The following is a 14,069-nucleotide window of genomic DNA, read 5'->3' on the forward strand; positions in this document are numbered from 1 at the left end:
TTTTCTTGCATACAACTATTTATGAGAATAAAGCGTTTTCATTGTTTTACAACTTAGACATCTGACATCTTGCGTGATAAGCTAAATGAAGAAATGCTGACGTGAGGAGGATTTCCAGTGAAAAGAATTGCGGTTTTGACAAGTGGTGGAGATGCCCCTGGTATGAACCCTGCTATTCGGGCAGTTGTTCGAAAAGGGATTTATGAAGGACTTGAAGTGTATGGCGTATATAACGGCTACCAAGGATTGATAGAAGGTAAAATCGAGCCGATGACTCTTGGTTTTGTAGGCGATATCATCCAGCGCGGGGGGACAAAATTGTATTCTGCCCGTTGCCCAGAATTTCGAACAAAAGAAGGCCAACAAAAAGCACTAGATCAGATTAAGAAGCACCAAATTGATGGCTTGGTCATCATAGGTGGAGATGGTTCTTATCAAGGTTCTATGGTACTTACAAACCACGGGATACCTTGTGTGGGCGTACCAGGAACAATCGATAATGATATTCCAGGAACAGACTATACACTAGGATTTGATACAGCACTAAATACAGTAGTAGAAGCAATTGATAAAATTCGCGATACAGCGACCTCTCATGAGCGCACGTTTATCATTGAAGTAATGGGCCGTGATGCGGGAGATATTGCCGTATGGGCTGGACTTGCTGGTGGGGCAGAAACTATCCTCATTCCTGAAGTGAACGAAACAATGGAGTCTATCGTGCAACGACTTGATAGTGGTTCCCAGCGAGGTAAGAAACATAGTATTATTATCGTCGCAGAGGGCGTCATGAGTGGGAATGAATTTGCAGAACGTCTGAAAGAACATACAGCAATGGATACGCGAGTTTCCATTTTAGGTCATATTCAACGTGGTGGAACGCCTTCAGCACGCGATCGTGTGATGGCAAGTCAGTTTGGTGCAAAAGCTGTTGAAATCCTGCTTCAAAACAAAGGTGGCCGCGCAATCGGTTTGCGTCACAACCAGGTTGTGGATTATGACATGCAGGAAGCATTTGAAGGAAAACATGAATTAGATTTATCGATGTACCATTTATCTAAAGAATTATCTATCTAAGTGAGGAGATTATTGATTATGCGAAAAACGAAGATTGTTTGTACGATTGGACCAGCCAGTGAAAGTGAGGAAATGTTAGAGAAGTTGATTTTAGCGGGTATGAATGTAGCTCGTCTAAACTTCTCTCACGGAAATCACGAGGAGCATGGGGCACGTATTTCACGAATTCGTACGGTGGCGGAGCGTTTAGACCGTATTGTTGGGATTCTTTTAGACACGAAAGGCCCTGAAATTCGTACCCACAAAATGGAGAACGATTCTATTGAACTGACGACAGGTCAAAAAATTGCGATTTCTACAACAGAAGTACTTGGCAATGCTGAGGTATTCTCTATCACATACGATAAATTGATTGAAGATGTTTTCCCAGGATCTATAATCCTACTGGATGACGGTTTAATTGAATTACGCGTGGAATCTGTAGATGCTGAACAAGGCAAAATTTTCACGACTGTTATCAATGCAGGAACATTAAAAAACAACAAAGGCGTTAACGTTCCCGGCGTATCTGTTCAGTTACCTGGAATGACAGAAAAAGATGCTCAAGACATTTTATTTGGTATCGAGCAAGACGTAGACTTTATCGCAGCTTCATTTGTTCGTCGTGACACAGATGTGCTAGAAATTCGTCAACTTCTTGAAAAAAATGGCGGCGGTCACATTCAAATTGTACCGAAAATCGAAAACCAAGAAGGCGTCGACAATATTGATAAGATTTTAGAAGTGTCAGACGGCTTAATGGTAGCTCGTGGAGATCTAGGTGTAGAGATTCCAGCTGAAGAAGTGCCGTTAGTTCAAAAGAAATTAATTACTAAATGTAATCACCTAGGAAAGCCTGTTATCACAGCAACTCAAATGCTTGATTCTATGCAACGAAACCCACGTCCTACGCGTGCAGAAGCATCAGATGTTGCAAACGCCATCCTAGATGGCACAGATGCCATTATGTTATCTGGTGAAACAGCTGCTGGTATGTATCCGGTCGAATCTGTAGAAACAATGCATAAAATTGCAGTTCGCACTGAAAAAGCTGTAGACTATCGTTCAATCGTTGGAAAGTTAAGCAAAAAGCGTGATGTAAATATGACAGATGCCATTGGTCAAGCGGTTGCTCACACGTCTCTTAACTTAAATGTAAAAGCAGTACTAGCACCAACAGAGAGCGGACATACCGCTAAAATGATTTCTAAATTCCGACCAGGTGTGCCGATTGTTGGCGTAACTTCTTCACCACGTCCAGCTCGTCAATTGTCATTAGTCTGGGGCGTTTATCCAATCATTGGTGCAAAAGCACATACAACTGATGAGATTTTAGAAACTTCAATCGAAGAAAGCCTTGAAAAAGGATATGTTTCTCACGGCGATCTAGTAATCATTACTGCAGGTGTACCAGTAGGAAAAGCCGGAACAACGAACTTGATGAAAGTGCATATCATTGGTGATATGGTTGCTCGTGGTCAAGGAATTGGAAAAACTACAGCAATGGGTCAAGCTTATGTAGTACAACCTGGTGATTTCGCAGACGCAGCTAAAGCAGAAGGCAAAATTCTTGTGACAGTTGGAAGTGACAAAGACATGGTGCCAGCTATTGAACGCTGTTCAGGCCTTATTGCAGAAGAAGGCGGGTTAACTAGTCATGCTGCTGTTGTTGGTTTAACGCTCGGCAAACCTGTAATCGTAGGCGTGGAAAATGCGACTTCCTTGATTGAAAATGGTCAAGAACTTACAATAGATGCAGAGTCTGGTGTCATTTATCACGGTCAGGCCCATATCATTTAAGGACGTGATTTCGTGAAATGGATCATTTTAGCTGTATTATTGATTCCAATTACTGAACTGGTTTTATTTTTAACCGTTGGGAAAGCTATTGGCGTCTTTTGGACGCTAGGTTTGATTTTGCTTTCGGGAGTCGTAGGAATCTATCTAGTCAAATCAGTTGGAATTCAAGCATTTAAAGATTTACCTCGTCAAATTGAACGAGGAGAACATCCAGCTAATACTGTAGTAGATGGTGTTCTTATCGGTATTGGTGCAGTATTAGTCTTACTACCAGGATTTTTAACAGACGCTGTAGGTATTTCACTTCTTATTCGCCCAACCCGTCAATTGTACCGTCCAGTAATTAATCGTTTCATTCAACGAAAAATTCGCAAAGGCAATATCGTTATTGTCCGTTAATTTTGAGCCTGTCCCGTTTAGTGGACAGGCTCTTTTTCTAGTTGTATATACCCCGCAATGACAAAACAGATGGGAATCAGCAAGAACCCTTTTACTCCTAATAAGAGTAAGGAGCTAGATAATATGAGCAACACCACTAATGCAGGGAGTTGCACTCTTTGCTTCCAAAGTAGAGGTTCAAGTAAATGACGTGTTAAAACTAATAAGAAAAAGAACAGCAGTGTCAGAAGAGCTTCCAAAGTATGTGATGTAGTAAAGAAATAAAAACTTAAGGGCAAGTAAAAAATGCTCACGCCTAAAAATGGTATGACATCTAAAATGGCGATGCCTAAGCCGACAAGAAAAGCATGAGGGAACTGAATAACAAGTAAAAACAAGGAGCTTGCTAGCCAAGTCACTCCAATTAAAATAAATTCATTTCTAAAGAAAAGAGTTGTGACGGTCTGTGCTTGTTGAACAACGGGTCGAAGTGACACTTGCTTTCGTTTGGGTAACCAAGCAATGATCCAATTGGGTTGTTTCGTAAACGTGATAAGTGCTAATAGGAAGAGGGAGAGGAACAGCGCGCATTCCATAATAAATGCACTGGAAAGTTGTATCGAACTAACTACAGTTTCTGCCGATAAATAACTTTCTAATTGGGTGACAATTTTTTCTGTCCAACTACTTGTAGAAAAATTGCCGGTCATTTCTGATTGCAATGTATGCAGTAGAGAGAGAAGACCCTTAAATGCAAAAGTAAGTTCTTGTTGAAGAAGAGGTGTGAATTTCCAGATGCCAAAACCTATCACTAAAAGGCAACTACTGAAAAGCACTTTATGGCGCATCGTCCATGTGACAAGCGGGGCAAGAGTAAAGGCTAAAAATAGCGCTGTGTAAATGGGTGTCAAATAGTAAAGAAAGAGAGTCAAACCGCAGAAAAACAACATAATATAGATGTATTTTCTATCCGTGTTTTTCATCAATTACATCCAATCTTTTCAAATATTTAGGAAATTAACTAACAAACAATTGTTATTTATTTATAAATTCAAGCGTTTTCATTCACAAACCCGCCATAATTAGCTATAATACGAAAGTAAGGTTGTTGAGGTACATACGAAACAATTCAAAGGAGAGAGACACATGACATCCACACGTGGACTTGAAGGTGTTGTAGCGACACAATCAGCGATCAGCTCAATTATTGACGATACGTTGACTTATGTTGGCTATGACATTGATGATTTAACGAACAACGCAAGCTTTGAAGAAGTTGTCTACCTTTTATGGCACAAGCGTCTTCCTAAGCACGCTGAATTAGCAGAACTTAAGCAACAGCTTGCTGACCATATGGCAGTTCCTGCTGAAGTTTTAGCTCATTTTAAAACATATGACATTCAATCTGTACACCCAATGACAGCATTGCGTACAGCAGTTTCTATGCTTGGTCTATTTGACGAAGCAGCAGAAGACATGTCAGATGAAGCTAACTACTTAAAAGCAATTAAGCTACAAGCAAAATTACCAACATTAGTAACAGCATTTGCTCGTGTTCGTAAAGGCGAAGAGCCAATCCAGCCTCGTCACGATTTAACATACGCGGCTAACTTCTTATACATGCTTTCTGGTAAAGAGCCAGAAGCAATTGAAATTGAAGCGTTCGACAAAGCACTTGTTTTACATGCAGACCATGAGTTAAATGCTTCTACATTCACTGCACGTGTATGTGTCGCAACACTTTCTGACATGTATTCTGGTGTAGTTGCTGCTATCGGAGCTTTAAAAGGACCACTTCACGGCGGTGCAAACGAGCAAGTAATGAAGATGTTATCTGAAATCGGCTCAGTAGAGAACGTAGAGAGCTACATTCAAAACAAACTTGACAACAAAGAAAAAATTATGGGCTTCGGTCACCGCGTATATCGCAATGGCGACCCTCGTGCAAAACACCTTCGCGAAATGTCACAAAAGTTGACGACTTTACGCGGAGAGTCGAAATGGTACGAGATGTCTGTTAAAATTGAAGAGCTAGTAACTGGCCAGAAGAAACTTCCACCAAATGTGGATTTCTATTCGGCATCAGTGTACCACTCATTGAATATTGATCATGACTTGTTCACACCAATCTTCGCGGTTTCCCGTGTATCTGGTTGGACAGCTCACATTTTAGAGCAATATTCAGACAACCGTCTCATTCGCCCACGTGCTGAATATACAGGACCTGGCATGCAGACTTACGTACCGATTGACGAGCGCTAATCAGTACGACGAGGGCTACCGCATTTTATGCGTCTAGCCCTTTACTCATGACCTTTAGGAGGAATAACAATGACAAACGGTAAAATTACAGTAGAAAACGGTGTACTTAACGTACCCAATGAACCAATCATTCCATTCATCGAAGGCGACGGCACTGGCCCAGATATCTGGAACGCAGCAGTACGCGTTTTAGACGCTTCTGTTGAAAAAGCTTACAACGGCGAAAAGAAGATTCAGTGGAAAGAAGTACTTGCTGGTGAAAAAGCATTCAACCAAACGGGTGAGTGGTTGCCACAAGAAACTTTAGACACAATCAATGAGTACCTTCTTGCTATTAAAGGACCTCTTACAACACCAATCGGTGGAGGAATTCGCTCATTAAACGTTGCACTACGTCAAGAACTTGACCTATATGCTTGTGTACGTCCAGTACGCTACTTCGACGGTGTTCCTTCACCAGTTCGTCGTCCAGAAGATACAAACATGGTCATCTTCCGTGAAAACACAGAAGATATCTATGCAGGTATTGAGTATGCTAAAGGTTCAGACGAAGTGAAAAAATTAATCGACTTCTTACAAAGCGAAATGGGCGTTAAAAACATCCGTTTCCCTGAAACTTCTGGAATCGGGATCAAACCAGTTTCTGAAGAAGGTACAAAGCGTTTAGTACGTGCTTCTCTTGAGTATGCAATCAAAGAAAACCGCGAATCATTAACTCTTGTTCACAAAGGTAACATCATGAAGTTCACTGAAGGAGCTTTCAAGAACTGGGGCTATGAAGTGGCTGAGCAAGAATTCGGCGATAAAGTATTCACTTGGAATCAGTATGACAAAATTAAAGAAGGTCAAGGCACAGAAGCTGCTGACAAAGCACAAAGCGATGCACTTGCTTCTGGAAAAATCCTTGTAAAAGATTCAATTGCTGATATCTTCTTACAACAAATCTTAACGCGTCCTAAAGAGTTCGATGTTGTTGCAACAATGAACCTTAACGGAGATTACATTTCTGACGCATTAGCTGCACAAGTTGGTGGTATCGGGATCGCACCTGGTGCTAACATCAACTACATCACAGGTCACGCTATTTTCGAAGCGACTCACGGGACGGCTCCAAAATATGCAGGTCTTGATAAAGTAAACCCTTCATCTGTTATTCTTTCAGGCGTTTTAATGCTTGAGCACTTAGGATGGACAGAAGCTGCTAAATTGATCATGGATTCTATGGAAAAATCAATTGCTGCTAAAGTGGTAACTTATGATTTTGCTCGTTTAATGGATGGCGCTACAGAAGTTAAGTGTTCTGAGTTTGCTGACGAATTAATTAAAAACATGTAATTGCTCATTTCCGGATCCTCTTTAGAGGGTCCGGTTTTTTGATTTATAGCTACTTGTTTAATTTAACTGGGATTTGAAATCTCTCCACCCAGAATAGCATCCATCAAGAGAATTTTACTAAATCGAATTAAGAGGCATTTGAAGTCCCTTCACCCAGAACAGCATCCATCAAGAGAATTTTACTAAATCGATTTAAGGGGCATTTGAAATCTCTCCACCCAGAACAGCATCCATCAAGAGAATTTTACTAAATCGATTTAAGAGGCATTTGAAGTCCCTCCACCCAGAACACCATTTCCTAGGTGAGTTTCTGCGAGCCTCCCCACGTCAGCCGAAGGGAGAGCGCTTTCGGCTGCGTTGCCGGGTCTCGGCAAAACTCAGTTGGCCTGGGAAATGGTAACCTGGCTTCCAGGACTTCAAATTGATTAAGTTAGTGGCATTGAATCTGTGATGAGCGAAAAAATCGCTGTGATGAAGGAAAAAATTATTCTGATGAGTGATTTAAATTCGTGATGAGCGAAAAAAACGCTGTGATGAAGGATTAAACCGTTCTGATGAGTGATTTATAATGGTGATGAGCGAAAAACGTGCTGTGATGATGGATTAAACTATTCTGATGAGTGATTTAAATAGTGATGAGCATTAATAGTGATATCATGAACACTCACAGAGACAAACCAACTAAAATGGTCAAGATCTTACTAGTAAGGGCTTTAAGTATTAAAGGTTTTGCCTTTAAAAAAGCAATGACCTCCATCTCGCTGACCTACACTGTGTTTGGTTCATTACTCAATCGAGCCTCGCGTTAGCGCAGCGGTTTTCTAGCTTGTAAAATCGAGCAAAACTTGAAAAACACTAGATAAGTTTAGGCAGAGCCGACTCGAAAAAGTTGCAAGTCACCACTTCCTGAAAAAAAGAACTTCAACTAACCAGATGCAACTGGAGAAGCTTGTGTATGTTCGAACTAAGAAGATTCGCGCTTGGTCCGCTCGATTTGAGCGGGCCAAGTCCTTTTCGTTCTTAATTTGAACTTGAAAGCAAGCTTCGTAAGATTCATCTGGATTAGGAGAAGTTCATTCCCTGATCTTATCGTTTTGACTTTGAACTTTTAAAGAGACAAGTCCGAATTTTATTACACTAGCGAGCAATTGCCTTTCTTGTTACACTAGAAGCAAAGGGATGAATGGAGGAATTGCTCGTGTTACTAGGGAAGAAACGAAAACTCGGCAGAAAAATTGAAGACATGTCAGTAGGCGAGAAACTCGTAATTACTGAAAAAATTGAAGATAAAGATTTACTCTTATATTTAGGCCTTACCAATGATGCAAATCCACTCTATATTCAACATGACTATGCCATGAAAACGCCGTTCGGGAAACCTATCGTCCCGACAATCATGTTAACGGGGATTGTCACATCAGCAGTATCCAAATACATGCCGGGCCCAGGCTCCCATGTCTTTCAACAGAACCTATCGTTTCCAAACCCAAGCTTTCATTACGACACGCTTGAATTTATTTTCGAAGTAACAGATGTAAAGACGGAAACCAACCAAGTTATTGTTGCTGTAGAAGCGAAGAATGAAGCAGGTGAATTGGTAGTTACAGGAGAGATGCATGTCAGTCCCCCTAAATTATCAAACCGTATGATGGAACAATCGATGGAGAATTTCTAGAACTCAGGTTTGAAAAGGGGTTTTCATATCACTGAGGAGGAACGACAATGGCTAAAATTCTTGTAGTGGAAGACGAACAATCTATACAAACATTACTCACATATAATCTAAAAGATGCGGGCTACGAGGTAATTAACGCGACTGATGGCCGCGAAGGGTTAGAAAAAGCGCAGAATGAACAGCCCGATCTCATATTATTGGATTGGATGCTCCCTCATATGGACGGCATGGATATTTGTAAAAATTTAAGACTGCAGAAGAACCAAGTGCCAATTATCATGCTTACAGCAAAAGATGCAGAGTTTGATAAAGTACTAGGGTTAGAATTAGGCGCAGATGATTATATGACTAAACCATTTAGTCCTCGTGAAGTGTTAGCGCGTGTCAAAGCACTTCTTAGAAGGTCGCAATTGAGCGACCAAGTGGATTTCAACGGGGAGAAAAAGTATCAGTTCGGGGATCTCGTCATTTATCCTGAACGTTTTGAAGTCGTCAAAAACGGAGAAAGTTTGGAGTTTACCCCAAAAGAATTTGAGCTACTTGTCTATTTAGTGGAAAATAAAAATCGTGTACTGACACGTGATCAGTTGTTGAGTTCTGTGTGGAATTATGACTTTGCGGGGGACACACGCATTGTGGATGTCCATGTCAGTCATGTTCGCGAGAAGATTGAAGAGAATAGTCGTAAGCCGTTTTATATTAAAACCATTCGTGGCCTTGGATACAAATTTGAGGAGCCGAAAAAAGGATGAAAACATTCTATAGTCGACTTTTGTTCGTTTTTGCTGTCCTTCATGCTGTGATGCTTGCTTCTTTAGGCATCGTGCTTGGACAGCTTTTTCCTATTGTGTTTGAGCAACGCATGAATGTGGACCGTGAAGATCTTTATTTATTTTATATCGTCTTATTCATTGTGCTGGGCATCTTCTTTTTAGTGTCCCTTTGGGTCGCCAGTATTGTACTTGCTCGGTATATCAAGCCTATTGATGACATCTCCCATACCGCGATTCAATTAGCGGATGGAGATTACACTGCACGAGTATTTGAAGATGAATTGACGGGAATCACACCGCTAACACACTCCTTGAATGTTTTAGCGCGGAATCTACAAGAAATGTCGCAGCAACGAGAGAGTGAGCAAGAGCGACTCAAAACACTTATTGAGACAATGGGCTCTGGTCTGATTGTGTTAGGACGTTCGGGAAATATCAGTATCATGAATAAAACGTTTGGTGGATTGTTCGGCTTGCACTTTGATAAAGTGCGATCTCGGAACTACCAAGATATAGGACTGCCTGAAGAATTGCAGGCGTTTGCCTATCAATTGCTGATGACTGAGACGCCAACACGGCAACAACTCCAGCTTCAAACAGCGAAAGGGTTGCGCTATACAGAATGCTACGGTGCGCCTGTAATTGGTGAATATGGCAAGTGGCTAGGAATGGTCATAGTCATTCATGATATAACAGAGTTAAAACGATTAGAGAAAGTACGACAAGACTTTGTGGCCAACGTATCGCATGAGCTGAAAACTCCCGTGACCTCAATCAAAGGATTCACAGAGACCTTGCTTTACGGGGCCTATCAAAAAGAAGAGACCTTGCTAGAATTCCTAGAAATCATTAAACTAGAGAGCGACCGTCTTCAGCTTTTAATAGATGATCTACTGGACCTTTCAAAAATGGAGCAACAAGCTTTTGTCTTATCCAAAGCTCCAGTGTCTATCGATATGCTATTCCAGCGTGCTTTACAAATCACTAGTCAAGCGTCAGCAGCTAAAGACATTCATCCTGTGATTGAGGAAGGGCAGCATCTGCTAGTAAAAGGCGATGAAAATCGCTTACTTCAAGTCGTCGTCAATCTCGTAAGCAATGCCATTACGTACTCAAGCTCTCATACAGCCATCGCCCTATCAAGTTACAGAGAAGGGCAGTTTGGAGTCCTAGTCATTCGTGATGAAGGAATAGGTATAAGTTCAGATGAGCTTTCCCGAATTTTTGAACGTTTTTACCGCGTCGATAAAGCACGTTCTCGCAACAGTGGGGGAACAGGGCTTGGGTTAGCCATAGTAAAGCACTTGGTGGAAGCCCATCAAGGAAAAATTGAAGTGGAAAGTGAAGTGGGCAAAGGAACAACTTTTCGTGTGTTCATCCCGATTGCCACTATCTAGTTTGGAGGAACAGCATGCAACAGAAATTTTTACCGGTGATTATCGGTACCGATATGAATGCCTATAATATGGCGATCTCTTTTCATGAAGAATACGGCGTACATTCCGTTCTTGTAGGAAAAGAGGAAATGTCCTTTACAAGTCTCAGCTCTATTCCATTAGCGATTGAATACGATAAAAATCTTTGGAATAAAGAAGCCTTCGTATCCATCTTAGAAAAAGTAGCTATAAAATATGAGCAACAAGATGTGAAACTTCTACTCATTGGTACCAATGATTTTTATGTTCGGTTAATCATTGAACACCAAGAGGAGTTGCGCCAGTGGTATGTATTCAATTACATGTCAGAGGAATTGATGAACAACCTATTGGTCAAAAAGAACTTTTATCGACTTTGCGATGAACATGGTTTAGATACACCAGAAACCTATTTTTACAGCTGCAAGGAACAAGGAATCTTTGATAAAGAAGTTCAGTTCCCGCTAATCATCAAACCTAGTAACGGAGTCGAGTATTATAAGAACAAGTTCCCTGGTCAACAAAAGGTCTATCGAGTCGAATCTAAACAGGAATTGCAGAAGGTTCTTGATCAAGTCAATGCCTCAGGCTATCAAGAAGATATGATTCTTCAAGACTTTATTCCAGGTGATGACACCTTTATGTGGGATTCTGTCTTTTATATGAATTCTAAAGGCAAAGCAGAATTAGGCACACTCGCACAGGTCGTCTTACAAGAACATACGGTTACTGCGATAGGGAACTATACTGCACTTGTAACGCGCTATGATGAAGAATTACTAAAAAAACTACAACACTTTTTAGAAGCGGTTGGCTATCAAGGTTTTGCTAACTTCGATTTGAAATATGATGCGCGTGATGGGAAATACAAAGTGTTTGAGGTCAATATTCGTCAAGGTCGTTCAAGCTATTACACAACCGCCTGCGGACACAATATGGCAAAGTACTTTGTAGACGATGTGATTTTAGGGCAAGAAAAGAATCTGACATATTTGAATACGGAGTATTTGTTTACTGTCGTTCCTAAAATCGTTCTGAAGCAATTTGTGGACAATCATGCCATCAATGAAGAATGCCGAAAATTGATTCGTCAGGGCAAGTGGGGCAACCCGATGTTCTACAAAGGCGACACGAATGTAAAACGAAAATTCTATTTAATTGCCCGCCAGTTTAATTATTACCGTAAATATAAAAATAATCAGTGGGAATCTTAACAAGCGCTTCACACCAGCTTTACATAAAACGCTTAGTATAAAGGTAACCCCTTTTCCAAACTGGAAAAAGAGAGCCGAGTCAGCAAATTCGCTGGCTCGGTTTTCTTTTTGTGAAACTTTTTATTAAGTCCTCCGTATAAACAAGAGACAAACGAAAGGAGTCTACATAATGACCACAAAACGCTTACTTACGATTATCGGTGTCTCGATTGCAGGACTACTTGTTCTTATTGCAGTTGCCACATCATGGTATACAGTCGATGAATCGGAACAAGCCATTGTCATCACATTTGGTGACGCAGGAGACCCGATCACAGAACCAGGATTAAAATTTAAAATGCCTTGGCCCATTCAAAAGGTAGAAAAACTATCGAAAGAGACATTCAGTCTTCAATTTGGCTACCAACAATCGGCCGATGGTGAGATTGTCTCCTATGATGACGAAACAAAAATGATCACGGGAGATGACAACATTGTACTAGCAGACTTAGTAGTTCAATGGCGAATTACAAGCCCTCGTGACTATTTGTTCAACTCAGAAGACCCACGTGAGTTACTTCACTCTGCTACATCGGCTTCCATACGCTCTGTCATTGGTAGCTCTAGAATTGACGATGCGTTAACTTCCGGAAAAGCGGAGATTGAAGCAGCAACCCGAGACTTACTTGCTGACCTTGTGACAAAGTACGATATTGGAATCACTGTATTATCTGTCAATCTTCAAGATGTAGAACTTCCAAATGAAGAGGTTCGTCAAGCATTCACAGCCGTTCGTGATGCAGAAGAACAGAAAAATATTAAAGTGAACCAAGCCGGTCGATACGAGAACCAACGCTTTGGAGAAGCGAATGGTGAAAAAGATGCCATCATCTCGAATGCTACAGGTGAAAAAATTGCCCGTATTGAACAAGCACGTGGAGACGTCGCTCTTTTTAATGAATTGTATGCCGAATACGCACAAAATGAACAAATCACACGTGATCGTTTAGTGTTAGAGACATTAGAAGCCGTCTTGCCTAATGCACAGCTTTACATCATGAATGACGACAGTGGGACGATGACCTACTTACCACTTGCTGGACCTCGTGCAAGCGCTCCAGTCGTTTCAGAAGGGACTGACAACGAATGACCGAAAAAGATACGAAATTCGTCTCACTCGAAGAACGATTTGCTTTAAATAAAAAGAAGAAAACAGCTAAGCCTGCTTCAGATTTTAAAGTTGATTGGAAGAAGCACGGCAAATTGGTCGGTGGGTTTCTGTTCATCTTTATACTACTTGTCATCTTGCTCACGAATGTTTACGTAGTGCGCGAAGGCGAGTTCAAGATTGTGCGTCAATTTGGAGAAATCGTGAAAGTGGTCGACGAACCTGGTTTAGGCGTAACAATACCCTTTATCCAAAGCACGACTACCGTTCCTAAATATTTGATGAACTATGAAATCTCAGAAGCTGAAATCAACACGCTCGACAAACGCCGAATCATTATTGATAACTACGCGGTTTGGAAGGTCAACAATCCACAGTTGATGATTGCCAATGCGGGGACATTGATTAACGCAGAGTCACGTATGGAAGAGTTCATCTACTCAGTTGTCCGAACGGAACTTGGACGTCTAGCTTACGCAGAAATTATAAATGATGAAGATACCTCACGAGGCAGCTTAGGTGAGCAAGTCACGGCACGTGTCAACGAATTGCTGACAGCTGATAATTATGGAATTGAAGTATTGGATGTTCGCATCAAACGTACTGATCTTCCGGTTGAGAACGAACAAGCCGTTTATCAAGACATGATTTCAGAACGTGAAAAAATTGCCCAGAAGTTCTTGTCTGAAGGGGACGCTGACAAACGTCGAATTGAAGCTGAGACAGACCGTCAAGTACGTGAGATTATTGCCAATGCTGAGCGGGAAGCCGCTGTTATTATTTCCGAAGGGGAAGCAGAAGCAGCACGTATCTATAATGAGTCTTTCTCTAAAGATCCAGAATTCTATAACCTTTTCCGTACGTTAGAATCGTACAAAGCTACTATTGGTGAAGATACGGTGATTATCTTACCGTCAGACTCACCATACGCACAATTTCTTTCGGGGATCACACCGTAAAGACAACACCTTGCTTTCAGTCATGGTAAACTGAAGGCAAGGTTTTTCGTTTATT

12 protein-coding genes are annotated in these 14,069 nt (G+C 41.2%); 11 read left to right on the forward strand and 1 reads right to left on the reverse strand.

What is annotated here, in order from left to right; translation table 11 throughout:
* The first annotated feature begins 117 nt into the window (after positions 1 to 117).
* The 3 genes from pfkA to MKY84_RS07095 are packed head-to-tail and all read left to right on the forward strand — an operon-like array spanning position 118 to position 3,255.
* Positions 118 to 1,077 (forward strand): 6-phosphofructokinase, encoded by a 960-nt coding sequence (gene pfkA / locus MKY84_RS07085; protein WP_342525109.1) that lies wholly within the window; start codon positions 118 to 120, stop codon positions 1,075 to 1,077.
* An 18-nt stretch (positions 1,078 to 1,095) separates the two neighbouring features.
* Positions 1,096 to 2,856 (forward strand): pyruvate kinase, encoded by a 1,761-nt coding sequence (gene pyk, locus MKY84_RS07090; RefSeq protein WP_342525110.1) that lies wholly within the window; start codon positions 1,096 to 1,098, stop codon positions 2,854 to 2,856.
* Between the two features lie 12 nt (positions 2,857 to 2,868).
* Positions 2,869 to 3,255, forward strand: a complete 387-nt coding sequence (locus MKY84_RS07095; protein WP_342525111.1) for an FxsA family protein — start codon at positions 2,869 to 2,871, stop codon at positions 3,253 to 3,255.
* Positions 3,256 to 3,272: 17 nt separating this feature from the next.
* Here the strand turns inward: MKY84_RS07095 and MKY84_RS07100 are convergent, their stop codons facing one another.
* Positions 3,273 to 4,217 carry an AI-2E family transporter gene (locus MKY84_RS07100; protein ID WP_342525112.1) on the reverse strand — a complete coding sequence of 315 codons (945 nt, stop codon included), beginning with the start codon at positions 4,215 to 4,217 and terminating at the stop codon, positions 3,273 to 3,275.
* A 163-nt stretch (positions 4,218 to 4,380) separates the two neighbouring features.
* Between MKY84_RS07100 and citZ the strand changes: the two genes are divergently transcribed.
* The 8 genes from citZ to MKY84_RS07140 all read left to right on the forward strand — a co-directional run bounded on the left by citZ (position 4,381) and on the right by MKY84_RS07140 (position 14,014).
* Positions 4,381 to 5,496 (forward strand): citrate synthase, encoded by a 1,116-nt coding sequence (gene citZ / locus MKY84_RS07105; protein ID WP_342525113.1) that lies wholly within the window; start codon positions 4,381 to 4,383, stop codon positions 5,494 to 5,496.
* A 69-nt stretch (positions 5,497 to 5,565) separates the two neighbouring features.
* On the forward strand, positions 5,566 to 6,831 hold the full coding sequence (gene icd, locus MKY84_RS07110) for an NADP-dependent isocitrate dehydrogenase (RefSeq protein ID WP_342525114.1): 1,266 nt from the start codon (positions 5,566 to 5,568) through the stop codon (positions 6,829 to 6,831).
* 1,198 nt (positions 6,832 to 8,029) lie between these two features.
* Positions 8,030 to 8,506, forward strand: coding sequence for a MaoC/PaaZ C-terminal domain-containing protein (locus tag MKY84_RS07115; protein WP_342528862.1), 477 nt, complete (start codon positions 8,030 to 8,032; stop codon positions 8,504 to 8,506).
* A gap of 47 nt (positions 8,507 to 8,553) precedes the next feature.
* Positions 8,554 to 9,258, forward strand: a complete 705-nt coding sequence (locus tag MKY84_RS07120; protein WP_342525115.1) for a response regulator transcription factor — start codon at positions 8,554 to 8,556, stop codon at positions 9,256 to 9,258.
* Entirely contained in the window at positions 9,255 to 10,676 is a 1,422-nt protein-coding gene (locus MKY84_RS07125; protein WP_342525116.1) for an ATP-binding protein, read from the forward strand. Before MKY84_RS07120 ends, MKY84_RS07125 begins: the two co-directional genes overlap by 4 nt.
* A 14-nt stretch (positions 10,677 to 10,690) precedes the next feature.
* Positions 10,691 to 11,908, forward strand: coding sequence for a carboxylate--amine ligase (locus MKY84_RS07130; RefSeq protein WP_342525117.1), 1,218 nt, complete (start codon positions 10,691 to 10,693; stop codon positions 11,906 to 11,908).
* 169 nt (positions 11,909 to 12,077) lie between these two features.
* The gene (gene hflK / locus MKY84_RS07135) at positions 12,078 to 13,037 is read left to right on the forward strand and encodes an FtsH protease activity modulator HflK (RefSeq protein ID WP_342525118.1); all 960 of its coding nucleotides are present in this window, start codon (positions 12,078 to 12,080) and stop codon (positions 13,035 to 13,037) included.
* Positions 13,034 to 14,014: a protease modulator HflC gene (locus tag MKY84_RS07140; RefSeq protein WP_342525119.1), complete on the forward strand. Its 981-nt coding sequence runs from the start codon at positions 13,034 to 13,036 to the stop codon at positions 14,012 to 14,014. The genes hflK and MKY84_RS07140 overlap by 4 nt, the downstream gene beginning before the upstream one ends.
* Positions 14,015 to 14,069: the final 55 nt, after the last annotated feature.

The organism is Chryseomicrobium sp. FSL W7-1435 (genome assembly GCF_038595005.1).
Classification (GTDB): domain Bacteria; phylum Bacillota; class Bacilli; order Bacillales_A; family Planococcaceae; genus Chryseomicrobium.

Excerpts from the sequence above, each read along its gene's own strand:
- icd (WP_342525114.1), top strand. The coding sequence starts at position 5,566 with ATGACAAACGGTAAAATTACAGTAGAAAACGGTGTACTTAACGTACCC.
- hflK (WP_342525118.1), top strand. The coding sequence starts at position 12,078 with ATGACCACAAAACGCTTACTTACGATTATCGGTGTCTCGATTGCAGGA.
- MKY84_RS07100 (WP_342525112.1), bottom strand. The coding sequence starts at position 4,217 with ATGAAAAACACGGATAGAAAATACATCTATATTATGTTGTTTTTCTGC.
- citZ (WP_342525113.1), top strand. The coding sequence starts at position 4,381 with ATGACATCCACACGTGGACTTGAAGGTGTTGTAGCGACACAATCAGCG.
- MKY84_RS07120 (WP_342525115.1), top strand. The coding sequence starts at position 8,554 with ATGGCTAAAATTCTTGTAGTGGAAGACGAACAATCTATACAAACATTA.
- MKY84_RS07125 (WP_342525116.1), top strand. The coding sequence starts at position 9,255 with ATGAAAACATTCTATAGTCGACTTTTGTTCGTTTTTGCTGTCCTTCAT.
- MKY84_RS07140 (WP_342525119.1), top strand. The coding sequence starts at position 13,034 with ATGACCGAAAAAGATACGAAATTCGTCTCACTCGAAGAACGATTTGCT.
- MKY84_RS07130 (WP_342525117.1), top strand. The coding sequence starts at position 10,691 with ATGCAACAGAAATTTTTACCGGTGATTATCGGTACCGATATGAATGCC.
- pyk (WP_342525110.1), top strand. The coding sequence starts at position 1,096 with ATGCGAAAAACGAAGATTGTTTGTACGATTGGACCAGCCAGTGAAAGT.